Below are 12110 nucleotides of genomic sequence, written 5' to 3' on the forward strand. Positions count from 1 at the left end.
CGTCGCTGCGAAACGTGACATTGTACGCTGTGCCTCCGCGAGATCTCGGAGGCACAGCGTGGGCGACCTGAAGCAGCACGGTCTCATCAAGGCGCAGGAGCGGCTCCGCGACCAGGTCGGTCATGCGCTGCGAGCGGCCCTGATCGCCGGTGAGCTGAAGCCCGGCGGGGTGTACTCCGCCCCGGGGCTCGCGGCCGAACTCGGCGTCTCGGCCACCCCCGTGCGCGAGGCGATGCTCGACCTCGCGCGCGAGGGGCTGGTCGAGCCGGTGCGCAACAAGGGCTTCCGGGTCACCGAGGTCAGCGAGAAGGAACTCGACCAGTGCACCGAGCTGCGCATGCTGATCGAGGTGCCGACGGTCGTCCGCATCACCGCGCTCGCCACCGCCGAGCAGCTGGAGGAGCTGCGCCCGCAGGCCGAGGAGATCGTCGCCAAGGCGCGGGCGCACGACCTCATCGGCTACCTGGAGGCGGACCGCCGCTTCCACCTCACCCTGCTCGGCCTGGCCGGCAACGACCGGCTGGTGGAGACCGTCGGCGACCTGCGCAAGCGCTCCCGGCTCTACGGCCTCACCGGGCTCGACGAGGCCGGGAAGCTGGTCTCCTCGGCCGAGGAGCACGTGGAACTGCTCGACCTGATGATCGCGCGGGACGTCGCCGGCGTGGAGGCCTGCATGCTCCGGCATCTGGGCCACGTCCGCTCGCTGTGGGCGGAGGCCCGCGACGAACCGGTGGAGCGTCCGGCGGGGCGGCTGGGCGCGCTGCGCAGGGGCTGAGGCCGAGGCAACTGCTGTGTGTTGCACGGCTCTTGGCAGCACCTGTGCCATGTGAAATATTACTGCCGTGCTCACGAGAAGACTCTCGGACGTCATCGTGGTCGGCGCCGGCGTGGTCGGCGCGGCCTGTGCCGCGTACGCGGTGCGTGCCGGTCTCCGCGTCACCGTGGTCGACCGCGGCGCTGTCGCGGGCGGCACCACCGGGGCCGGGGAGGGCAACCTCCTCGTCTCCGACAAGGCGCCCGGCCCGGAACTCGAACTCTTCCTGATCTCGGCCCGGTCGTGGGCCGAGCTCGCCTCGGCGGACCTGCCGTCCACGGTCGAGTACGAGGCCAAGGGCGGGCTCGTCGTCGCTCAGGACGACGCCGGGGCGGCGGCCCTCGCCGAGTTCGCCGACCGGCAGCGCGAGGCCGGCGTCGACGCGGAGCCGGTCCCCGCGGACCGGCTCCGCGACCTGGAGCCGCACCTCGCCCCCGGTCTCGCGGGCGGCGTGCACTACCCGGGCGACGCGCAGGTCATGCCCGCGCTCGCGGCGGCGCATCTGCTGCGCGGCTGCGGCGACGCGGTCACCCTGCGGCTGGGGGAGGAGGTCACCGCCGTCCTGCGCGGCCCGGGCGGGGAGGTCCGGGGCGTGCGGACGCCGCGGGGCGAGATCCACGCGCCGTACGTCGTCAACGCCGCCGGTGTGCACGGCGGGGAGCTGGCCCGGCTCGCCGGCGTCCACCTGCCCGTCCTGCCGCGCCGCGGCTTCGTCCTGGTCACCGAACCGCTGCCGCGCGTCGTCCGCCGCAAGGTGTACGCCGCCGACTACGTCGCGAACGTGGCGAGCGGCTCGGCGGCGCTGCAGACCTCGGCCGTGGTCGAGGGAACCCAGGCCGGGCCGGTGCTGATCGGCGCCAGCCGGGAACGGGTCGGCTTCGACCGCACGCTGTCCGTGCCGGCGCTGCGGCGGCTCGCCGCGGGGGCCGTCGCGCTGTTCCCGGTGCTCGCGGGGGTGCGGGCGATGCGCACGTACGCGGGCTTCCGCCCGTACCTGCCCGACCACCTGCCCGCCATCGGCCCCGACCCTCGGGTCCCGGGCCTCGTGCACGCCTGCGGCCACGAGGGCGCGGGCGTGGGGCTCGCGCCGGCGACGGGGTCGGTCGTGGCCGCCTGTCTGACGGGCGGCGAACCGCCCCTGGACATCGCCCCGTTCCGGCCGGACCGCTTCGAAGCCGATGCGGGGAAGGCGGCGACCGGCTGACGGCGCCGCCCCGATGCCGCCGTCCTGGCACCGCCGTCCTGACACAGCCGTCCCCACACCCTCGGCCCGACCGCCGCCTGTGTCCGACGGGCGACGTCAGCCTGATCATCTCCGCCCCGACACCGTCGTCACGAGAGGAGTGGCCCCTTGGCCCGCACCCCCGCCGAACTGGTCGGCGCGCAGCCCGGTCCGCCGTACGAGTTCGCCTTCACCTTCGACGGCCGCACCGTCACCGCCCGGTCCGGCCAGTCCGTCGCCGCCGCGCTGTGGGCGGCCGGGATCCTCGCCTGGCGCACCACCCGCGTCGGCGGCCGGCCACGGGGCGCGTTCTGCGGCATCGGCCAGTGCTACGACTGCCTGGCGACGGTCAACGACCGCCCGAACCGCCGGACGTGCCTCACGCCCGCGCGCCCCGGCGACGTGGTCACCACGCAGGAGGGGCACGGTCATGACCGGCACGCTGTGTGAGCGGTACGACCTGGCGGTCGTCGGCGCGGGCCCGGCGGGCCTCGCAGGGGCGGTGACGGCGGCCGAACTGGGTTTGCGCGTAGTCGTGTTGGACGCGGCCGCGCACACGGGAGGGCAGTACTACCGGCATCCCGCTCCGGCCGCGGGCGCGACGCGGCCCGAGGCCCTGCATCACGACTGGACGGCGTACACCGACCTGCGCGACCGGCTCTCCCGCGGCGGGGCCCGGCACCTGCCCGGTCACCACGTGTGGAGCGTGACGCGGGACGACGCCGACGCGGGGTGGTCCGTGCACGCGGTCACCGGCGACGACGGCGACGACGGGACGCCCGTACGCATCCGGGCGCGGGCGGTCCTGCTCGCGACGGGCGCGTACGAGCGGCACCTCCCGTTCCCCGGCTGGACGCTGCCCGGTGTGGTGGCCGCCGGGGGAGCGCAGGCGATGCTCAAGTCCGGCCTCGTACTGCCCGGGAGGCGCGTCGTGGTGGCCGGCAGCGGGCCGCTGCTGCTCGCCGTCGCGACGTCCCTGACGGCGGCCGGGGCGCGGGTCCCCGCGCTCGTCGAGGCCACGGGCTACCTGCGTTACGCCCGCGGCCCGCGGGCGCTCGCCGCGAACCCGCGCAAGGCCGCGGAGGCGCTGGTCCACGGCGCGGCACTACTGCGCCACGGGGTGCCGGTACGGACCGGCAGCGCGGTCACCGAGGCGCACGGCACCGACCGCGTCGAGGCGGTCACCGTCATGCGACTCGACCGCGACTGGCGCCCCGTCCCGGGCACGGAACGCCGCATTGCCTGCGACGCGTTGGCCGTCGGCCACGGCCTCGTCCCCCACATCGACCTGGCCACCGCCGTGGGCTGCGCCACCCGCACCCTGCCCGACGGCACGACGGCCCTCCGCCTGGACGACCGACAGGAGACGAGTGTGCGCGGAGTGTGGTCGGCGGGGGAGACGGCGGGCGTGGGCGGAGCCGAACTGGCCAGGACGGAAGGCGAACTGGCGGCGAAAGCCATAGTCGTCCGGCTGCGCGGCCGTACCGCCCGCGTCGGGCCCCTGCGCCGCCGCCGCGACCGCCTGCGCGCCTTCGCCGCCGTGATGACGGCCGCACACGCCCCGGGCCCCGGCTGGCCGGACTGGCTCTCCGGCGACACCGAGGTCTGCCGCTGCGAGGAGGTGACGGCCGACCGCGTCCGCGAGGCGATCGACACCCTGGGCGCCCACGACCCCCGCACCGTCAAACTGCTCACCCGCGCGGGCATGGGCTGGTGCCAGGGCCGCATGTGCGGCCAGGCCGTGGCCTGCCTCACGGCAGCCACGCGGCAACCCGAGGCACCCCCGGTGCCCATGGCGTCTCCGCAGCCGACCCCTCCGCACGCCTCCCCCGAATCGTCCTCCCCGCCCCCTGCCGACGCCGGGTCGTCTGCCGACCCGCCGGTCACCGCGCCGGCCGGGGCCGCCGGGTGCGCTCCGTCTCCCGCGTCCCTCGCCGACGACGCCGGGACGACCGGTGACCTGCCGATGCCCTTGCCCGAGCCGCCCGTCGGCCACCCACCGTCCGCCCCGCCCCCCGCCCCCGACCGGCGCCTCCTCGCCGTGCCCGTGTCGCTCGCCGCGCTCGCCGCGCTCGACGACGCGCTCCCGATCGAGGCGCCCGAGGCGCCCGGGCCCACCGTCTGACCGTCCCCGCACCCGTCCGCACCACCTGTCGAGAGGTTCCGCACATGGCCTTCCGCACCGCCCCCGTCTGGACCCCCGAGCGTCCCTGGCGAGGGATCATGGTCGCGACCACGCTTCCGCTCCGGGGCGACCACTCCGTCGACTACGACGCCTACGCCGAGCACGTCCGCTGGCTGCTCGACAACGGGTGCGACGGTGTCGTGCCCAACGGGTCGCTCGGTGAGTACCAGACCCTGACCGGCGACGAGCGCGAGCGCGTCGTGCGGACCGCCGTCGACGTGGCCGGGGGCGCGCGGGTGATGCCCGGGGTGTCCGCGTACGGGAGCCGTGAGGCGCGCCGGTGGGCCGAGCACGCGGCCGAGCTGGGCTGCGGGTCCGTGCTGCTGCTGCCGCCGAACGGGTACCGCGCCGACGAGGCGGCCGTGCGGGACCATTACCGCGAGGTCGCCCGGGCCGGCGTGCCCGTCGTCGCCTACAACAACCCGATCGACACCAAGGTCGACCTCGTCCCCGCCCTGCTCGCCCGGCTGCACCACGACGGCAGCGTGGTCGCCGTTAAGGAGTTCAGCGGGGACGTGCGGCGCGGGTATGAGATAGCCGAACTCGCGCCCGAACTCGATCTGTTGATCGGTGCGGACGACGTCCTCCTGGAGCTCGCCGTCGCCGGTGCGGTCGGCTGGGTCGCCGGGTACCCCAACGCGCTGCCGGCCGCCTGCGCAGCCCTCTACCGGGCCGCCGTCGCGGGGGACCTGGACACCGCCCGGCCCCTCTACCGCACCCTGCACCCGCTCCTCCGCTGGGACTCCAGGACCGAGTTCGTGCAGGCCATCAAGCTGTCCATGGACGTCGCCGGCCGGTCCGGCGGCCCCACCCGGCCCCCGCGACTCCCGCTCACCGGCGAGACCGAGGCCGCCGTGCGCGCGGCGACCGAGAAGGCCCTCGCCGACACCCTCTGACGACCCGGCACCCGACGAAAGGAGCCGTCCGTGCGCACCCGTCACGTCTTCCACGCCGTCGACTCGCACACCGAGGGCATGCCCACCCGCGTCATCACCGGGGGCGTCGGCGTCGTCCCCGGTGCCACCATGGCCGAGCGCCGCACGTACTTCGCCGAGCACCTCGACCACCTGCGCACCCTCCTCATGTACGAGCCGCGCGGCCACGCCGCCATGAGCGGCGCGATCCTGCAGCCGCCGACCCGCCCCGACGCCGACCACGGCGTCCTCTTCGTCGAGGTGTCCGGTCTCCTCCCGATGTGCGGGCACGGCACCATCGGCGTGGCGACCGTGCTCGTCGAGACCGGCATGGTGCCGGTGACGGAGCCGGTCACCACCGTCCGGCTCGACACCCCGGCCGGCCTCGTCTCGGTCGACGTCCAGGTCGAGGACGGCGCGGCGCGCGCGGTCACGCTCACCAACGTGCCCGCGTACTGCGTCGCCCTGGACGCCAAGGCCGAGGTGCCCGGGTACGGCACCGTCACGTACGACCTCGCCTTCGGCGGCAACTTCTACGCCTTCGCCGAACTGGACGCTCTCGGGCTCCCGTTCGACCGCACCCGCAAGGACGACCTGCTCGCCGCCGGGCTCGCGATCATGGACGCGATCAACGCCTCGCCGCAGCGCCCGGTCCACCCCGAGAAGTCGGAGATCGCCGGGGTGAAGCACGTCTACCTCGCGGCCCCCGGCTCCGACGCGCACCGCTCCCGGCACGCCATGGCCATCCACCCCGGCTGGTTCGACCGCTCGCCCTGCGGCACCGGCACCTCCGCCCGGATGGCCCAGCTGCACGCCCGCGGACTGCTGCCGCTCGGCCGGGACTTCGTCAACGAGTCCTTCATCGGCACCCGGTTCACCGGCCGGCTGACCGAGGAGACGACCGTGGGCGGACTGCCCGCCGTCGTGCCCACGGTCACCGGACGCGCCTGGATCACCGGCACCGCCCAGTACTTCCTCGACCCGGACGACCCCTTCCCCGGAGGCTTCCTCCTGTGACCAGCGCCGTCTCTCCCACGACCACGCACCTCGCCTCGTACAACCCCACCGACCCGTCCGACGTGGTCCTGCGGATCCCCGCCCCCGGCGCCTTCGCCGTCGCGGACGCCGTGGAGGCCGCCCGCGAGGCCCAGCCGGAGTGGCAGCACGCGGGCGCGGCCGCCCGCTCCGCCGCGCTCGTCGCGGTCGCCGACGCCGTCGACGCGGCCGCGCCCGAACTGGCCGCCCTGGCCGTACGGGAGGTCGGCAAGCCGCTCGCCGAGGCCCGCGCCGAGGTCGCCCGTACGTCGGCCATCTGGCGGTACTACGCCCAGGCCCCGTACGAGCCTGTCGGCGCCGTCCACGAACCGGCGGCCGGAGCCGGGCTGCTGCTCACCCGCCGCCGCCCGCACGGTGTCGCCGGACTGATCACACCGTGGAACTTCCCCTTCGCCATCCCCAGTTGGAAGGCCGCCCCGGCCCTCGCGGCCGGCAACACGGTCGTCCTCAAACCCGCCCCCGAGGCCACCGCCTGCGCCCTCAGGCTGGCCGAACTCGTCCGACAAGCCCTGCCCGAAGGCGTGTTCACGGTCCTTCCCGGCGCGGCCACGGAGGGCAACGCGCTCGTCTCCTGCGCCGACGCCGTCTCCTTCACCGGCTCGACGGCCGTCGGCCGGGCCGTCGTCCGCGCCGCGACCGCGCGGGGCGTTCCGGTCCAGGCCGAGATGGGCGGCCTCAACGCGGCGCTCGTGCTGCCCGACGCCGATATCGGACGCGCGGCCACGCACCTCGCCGCGGCCGTCGCCGGGTACGCGGGCCAGAAGTGCACCGCCACCAGCCGTGTCATCGCTGTCGGGGCCGCCCTCGAACCCCTCCGGGAGGCCCTCGCCGAGGCGTTGCGTGCCGTACCGGTCGGCGACCCCGCCGCCCCGGCCACCGTATGCGGCCCGCTCATCGACCGCGCGGCCCGCGACCGCGTCGCCGAGGCCGCGCAGGGCCTGTCGGCACTGGTCGGCGGCAGCACCCCACCCGACGCGCCCGGCTGGTACGTCGCGCCGACCCTCGTCGAGAAGGTCGAGCCCGGCCACCGGCTGCTGCGTGCGGAGGTCTTCGGCCCCATCGCGGCCCTGCTGCCCGCCGACGACGTCGCCCACGCGGTGCGGATCGCCAACGCCGTTCCGTACGGGCTCGTCACCTCGGTCCACACCGCCGATCTGGCCGCCGCCCTGCACGGCCTCGACCGGCTCGACACCGGCATGATCCGGATCAACGCGCCGACCACCGGGGTCGACTTCCACCTCCCCTTCGGTGGCACCAAGGACTCGAGCCAGGGCCCGCGCGAACAGGGCCGCGCGGCCCTGGACTTCTACACCTCGAGCCGCACCTACACCCTCGCGCCGTAGGGCCGGTGACGCGGCGCGGGCCCAGCCCGCGCCGCTACGCCGCGTCCAGCACCTCCACCGTGCCGCGCCCGCCGTCTGTGCGACCGCGGGGGCGTATACCACCGGGGCGGAGCGGATGGGCACGAATCGCGGGAATCCCGGCGGGGACCGGGCAATCGGGGCACAGTCGGACTCCTTGTGCGAAGACCGAACGACATTCCCCGAGCGACCGAGACACGGCGAGGCGAGGCGACTCCCATGGAAGCTCCGACGACCCGGCCCGTGCCCGTCCGCAGCTCCCGGCCGGGCAGCGACGGCGAGCATCTGGTGCAGGTGCGCAGCGGCACCACCGCGCGCGCCGACAAGTTCTACGCCGAGCAGGTCCTGGACCGGCTCAACGAGCGGATGCGGGAGTTCGTCGCCCGGCAGGAGATGTTCTTCCTCGCCACCGCCGACCGGCACGGCTCCTGCGACAGCACCTTCCGCGCGGGCCCGCCCGGCTTCCTGCACGTCCTCGACGACACGACCCTCGCCTACCCCGAGTACCGGGGCAACGGCGTCCAGGCCGGCCTCGGCAACATCGAGGAGAACGCCCAGGTCGGCATCCTCATGGTCGACTTCCTCCAGGACCGCATCGGACTCCACGTCAACGGCACCGCACGCGTCCTCACCGACACCGAGATGCGCCGCGAACACCCCGGCCTGCCGGTCGATCCCGCGCCCGGACGGCGCGCCGAGTGCTGGGTCGTGGTCAGCGTCGACGAGGCGTACGTGCACTGCTCCAAGCACATTCCGCACCTGCAGAAGGTGCCGCTGACGGGCCCCGGACGCTCCTGGGGCACCGACGACTTCAAACGCAAGGGCGGCGACTTCTTCGGCGCGGCCGCCGAGGCCGGCGAGCGCGGACCGTACGCGCCGCCGCCGCGTCCCGGCCACGCCCCCTGGCGGGAGGAACCGGCGGAGCCGGTCGCGCCGCCGGCCCGCGCTAGTTCCGGCTCAGGATTCGTGTCACGCCTGCTACGACGGCGGTCGTGAGCAGCCACCCGGCGCCGACCAGGCCGTACGCGAGCCACTGGCTGACGTCGTCCTTCCAGTACCAGGCCGTGCGCTGGCCGAGCCCGCCGAACGGGACGAGCAGGTCCAGGGTGTACACGAAGGGCTGGAACGGCGATCCCTCGCCCGGCTTCACCGGTGTCGGCGTGTGCGCCCGGAACACGAGCGTCCCGCACAGCGACAGCGCCGCCAGCCACAGCCCGGCCAGCCAGGGCCGGAAGCCGTAGCCGACGGTCACGTCGAGCATCCGGCCCCAGAGCCGTCCGGTGAAGTGCAGGGTGCGGCGGTGCCGCCGGTGCTTCTCCAGGATCACCCGGCGCGCGTACGTCTCGTGGCCCATCTGCCGGTACCAGGCGGCGAGTTGCTCGTACGGCTGTGGGGCATACCCCGGATGGCGCGCGACCCATGCGAGCCGGCGGCGCAGCTCGATCCGGCTGAACGTCTCCCCGGAGCGCAGCGCGTCGTACACGAAGCCCTCGAGCAGCACCTGCGCGGGCCAGGAGTCCTCGCGGTCCCGGTAGGACGTGACCCGGGCGGACCTGAGGTCCACCGTCCCGCCGGGCGGCTCGGCGGTCCGCAGGTCCAGGTCGCCCGCCTGCAGGGCCGTGCCGACCAACTCGCCCCGGAGCGTGGCGTCCTCGAAGCTCAGCAGGTCCTCGATGCGCGCGTTGCGGAACCGGACCGTGCCGGTGGCGGTGAACCCGGCCGAGCAGTCCACGGTCGAGGCGGACAGCTGCCCGGCGGAGAGCGCGTCGCCGCCGGGGTTGCGCAGCACGGCGCCGGTGAGGAACAGCCCGCGGGGGAGGGACGCGCCGGGCATCCGCACACCGCCGACGGTCGTGAGACGCTCGGCGAACACCGCGCCCCCGGCGCTCAGTCCGCCCGCGAGCACCGCCCACGTGCGGCGCCCCGATATCGTCGCGTCGGCCAGGTTGACCTCGCCCGCCACGGTGGCGTTCGAGAGGACGAGCCCGTCGCCCCGGAGGACCGACCCCCGCAGCCCGAACGAGCCCTCGATCCGGGCGAGATGGGCGTCCACGCCCGGCAGCCGGCTCCACTTGATGCGGACCGTCCGCGCCGTGGCCCCGGCCAGGCTCACCGTCTCGTCGAGCCGGCAGCCCTCCAGCGACAGCGCGTGCGCCAGCTCCGCCCCCGACAGGTCGAGCCGCCCGGTGATCCGCGCCCCGGCGAGCCGCAGCGCGGGCACCGCGCCGGAGGGGGCCGCGTTCGCGCCGAGGAGCAGCGCCGCCACCACGGCGGCCCGCACCGACCGGCTCTCCGGCCACTCGGCGTCGCCCACCGGGTCGTCGGTACCGGGGTCGCCCGCCCGCAGGTCCACGAGGCGGCCCTCGGGGAAGGCGTCCCACAGGCGGCGTTCGGGCGGTGTCAACTGGTCGTAGGTCAGCACCTCTTGAGGGTAGACGGAGCGGTCAGCGCCACCAGGTGCGGGACTTGGACGGCAGCCGCGCCCGGTTCCACTCCCGCTCCTGGTGCGCGCCCCGGACGTCCGCGTGGTCGGCGCCCCGCGCGCGGATGTAGGCGTCCATGAAGGAGTCGTACTCGCGGACCGCCTCCTCGTGCCGCCCGGTCTGGCCGAGGTTCCACGCCAGGTCGTGGCGGACGGCCAGCGTCTCGGCGTGGTCCGCGCCCTTCACCCGGGCGAAGTCCGGTACGGCGGCGGCGAGGAGCCGCGCCGCCTCGGCGTGCCGGCCCGACCGGCCGAGGTTCCAGCCGTGGTCGTGGCGGGCGCCGAGACTGTCCCGGTGGTCCGGGCCGCGCATCCGGACGTACGCGTCGATGAAGCCCTCGTACTCCGCGGCCGCCTCCGCGTACCGCCCCGACTTGCCGAGGTTCCACGCGTAGTCGTGCCGGGCGATCAGCCCCTTCGGGTGTTCCGGCCCGCGCACCCGCAGGAACGCCTCGATGAAGTCGTCGTACTCGCGGGCCGCCTCGGCGTTCCGGCCCGCCTTGCCCAGGTTCCAGGCGTAGTCGGGACGGGCCGCGAGCACGTCCTCGTGCTCCCGCCCGCGCACCCGGATGTAGGCCCGCATGAAGTCGTCGTACTTCCGGGCCGCCTCCTCGTGCCGCCCGGTCTGGCCCAGGCTCCAGGCGTGGTCGTGCCGGGCCGCCAGCGTGTCGGGGTGCTCCGCGCCCTTGACCCGGATGAGGTCCGGGAGGACCTCGTCGAGGAACAGCAGCGCCTCCGCGTGCCGTTCGGCCTTGCTCAGGTTCCAGCCGCGGTCGTAGCGGGCGGCCAGGGTGTCACCGTTGTCCGCGCCGCAGACCCGCACGTACGCGTCGAGGAACTCGCCGTACTGGCGGGCCGCCTCCGCGTGCCGGCCGGCCTTGCCGAGGTTCCACGTCAGGTGGTGCCGGGCGGTGAGGGTCGTCGGCTGCTCCGCGCCCCTGACACGGGTGAGGTCCCGGACGGACCGGTTGAGCAGCGGCACGGCATCCGCGTGCCTGCCGGACTTCCCGAGCGTCCAGGCGTGCTGGTACTGGGCGTCGACGGTGTCGGCGTGGCCGGTGCCCAGCGTCTCCTCGCGGTGCCGCGCCAGCTCCGCGTACGCGGCGGCCGCGTCGCTCCACCGCTCGTCCGCGGTCGCGGCCCGGGCACGGGCCGCGAGGCCGGCCGGCTCGGCGGAGGCCGGGCCGGGGCCGGACTGCGGCCGGCCGCCCGCCGGGGCGAGGCAGGTGCGCAGTCGGTCCCGCAGCTCCGCGGCCGACGCCGGCCGGCGGTCCGGGTCCTTCGCCAGCAGGTCCATCACCAGCCGGTCCAGGGCGGCGGGCAGGTCGGGGCGGTGCCGGCTCGGCGGCTCCGGTTCCTCGCTGATGTGGGCGTAGACCTGTGCGTGGTAGTCCAGGACCGAGAACGGGGTGTGCCCGGTGAGGAGTTCGTACAGGACACAGCCGAGCGAGTACAGGTCGGACCGGCCGTCGCCGGTCCTCCCCTTCAGCCGCTCGGGCGGCATGTACGCGGGCGTGCCGATGACCCGGCTGGCCATGGTGACCGTGGACAGGTAGCGGGCGATCCCGAAGTCGAGGATCTTCACCGCGCCCGTCCCGGTCACCATGAGGTTGTCGGGCTTGAGGTCTCGGTGCACCACGCCCGCCGCGTGCGTCGCGGCGAGCGCGTCCGCCACCTGCGCGGTCAGGTCGACCGCGTCCGCCGGCTCGCGCGGTCCGTCCTGCCGCAGCACGGACCGCAGGTCCCGGCCCGAGACCAGCTCCATCACCAGGAAGACCGAACCGTCCTCCTCCTGGCCCAGGTCGAAGACCGTCACCACACCCGGGTGCGAGAGCCCGCCCGCGGTGCGGGCCTCGCGGAAGAACAGTTCGAGCATGTCCGGGGAGGAGGCGTGGTCGTGGATGACCTTCACCGCCACCTGCCGCTGCAGGCGCCGGTCGTCGGCCGCCCAGACCTCGCCCATCCCGCCTCTGCCCAGCTGCCGCCGGAGTTCGTACCGCCCAGCCAGAACCCGACCCGCCACCAAGACCCCCTGTAGTCGTACCGCGATGGACAGACTACGGAGAGGAGGCGGTC

9 protein-coding genes and 1 pseudogene are annotated in these 12110 nt (G+C 75.1%); 8 read left to right on the top strand and 2 right to left on the bottom strand.

The genetic code is table 11. The features are described from left to right. The first annotated feature begins 58 nt into the window (after nucleotides 1-58). The 8 genes and pseudogenes from ABZO31_RS30775 to ABZO31_RS30810 all read left to right on the top strand — a co-directional run bounded on the left by ABZO31_RS30775 (nucleotide 59) and on the right by ABZO31_RS30810 (nucleotide 8548). Nucleotides 59-775, top strand: coding sequence for a GntR family transcriptional regulator (locus tag ABZO31_RS30775; RefSeq protein ID WP_406864601.1), 717 nt, complete (start codon nucleotides 59-61; stop codon nucleotides 773-775). A 67-nt stretch (nucleotides 776-842) separates the two neighbouring features. Next, on the top strand, nucleotides 843-2018 hold the full coding sequence (locus tag ABZO31_RS30780) for an NAD(P)/FAD-dependent oxidoreductase (RefSeq protein ID WP_406864602.1): 1176 nt from the start codon (nucleotides 843-845) through the stop codon (nucleotides 2016-2018). Nucleotides 2019-2165: 147 nt separating this feature from the next. Next, entirely contained in the window at nucleotides 2166-2486 is a 321-nt protein-coding gene (locus ABZO31_RS30785) for a (2Fe-2S)-binding protein (protein ID WP_406864603.1), read from the top strand. Beyond that, nucleotides 2467-3888, top strand: a pseudogene (locus ABZO31_RS30790) (NAD(P)/FAD-dependent oxidoreductase); the annotation flags it as partial. The gene ABZO31_RS30785 and the pseudogene ABZO31_RS30790, both read left to right, overlap by 20 nt. 317 nt (nucleotides 3889-4205) lie before the next feature. Further along, nucleotides 4206-5117: a dihydrodipicolinate synthase family protein gene (locus tag ABZO31_RS30795; protein WP_406864604.1), complete on the top strand. Its 912-nt coding sequence runs from the start codon at nucleotides 4206-4208 to the stop codon at nucleotides 5115-5117. Between the two features lie 30 nt (nucleotides 5118-5147). Beyond that, complete coding sequence (locus ABZO31_RS30800; protein WP_406864605.1) at nucleotides 5148-6152, top strand: proline racemase family protein; 1005 nt, start codon at nucleotides 5148-5150, stop codon at nucleotides 6150-6152. Further along, nucleotides 6149-7534 (top strand): aldehyde dehydrogenase family protein, encoded by a 1386-nt coding sequence (locus ABZO31_RS30805; protein WP_406864606.1) that lies wholly within the window; start codon nucleotides 6149-6151, stop codon nucleotides 7532-7534. Before ABZO31_RS30800 ends, ABZO31_RS30805 begins: the two co-directional genes overlap by 4 nt. Before the next feature lie 237 nt (nucleotides 7535-7771). Further along, entirely contained in the window at nucleotides 7772-8548 is a 777-nt protein-coding gene (locus tag ABZO31_RS30810; RefSeq protein WP_406864607.1) for a pyridoxamine 5'-phosphate oxidase family protein, read from the top strand. On the opposite strand, the gene ABZO31_RS30815 is transcribed toward ABZO31_RS30810, so the two are convergent. Together ABZO31_RS30815 and ABZO31_RS30820 are read right to left on the bottom strand one after the other, a co-directional pair. Further along, on the bottom strand, nucleotides 8499-9974 hold the full coding sequence (locus tag ABZO31_RS30815) for an oxidoreductase (RefSeq protein ID WP_406864608.1): 1476 nt from the start codon (nucleotides 9972-9974) through the stop codon (nucleotides 8499-8501). The genes ABZO31_RS30810 and ABZO31_RS30815 overlap by 50 nt on opposite strands. 22 nt (nucleotides 9975-9996) lie before the next feature. Continuing rightward, the gene (locus ABZO31_RS30820; protein WP_406864609.1) at nucleotides 9997-12057 is read right to left on the bottom strand and encodes a protein kinase domain-containing protein; all 2061 of its coding nucleotides are present in this window, start codon (nucleotides 12055-12057) and stop codon (nucleotides 9997-9999) included. Nucleotides 12058-12110 lie beyond the last annotated feature (53 nt).

The sequence above is a fragment of the Streptomyces solicamelliae genome (assembly GCF_045348655.1).
Lineage (GTDB): Bacteria > Actinomycetota > Actinomycetes > Streptomycetales > Streptomycetaceae > Streptomyces > Streptomyces solicamelliae.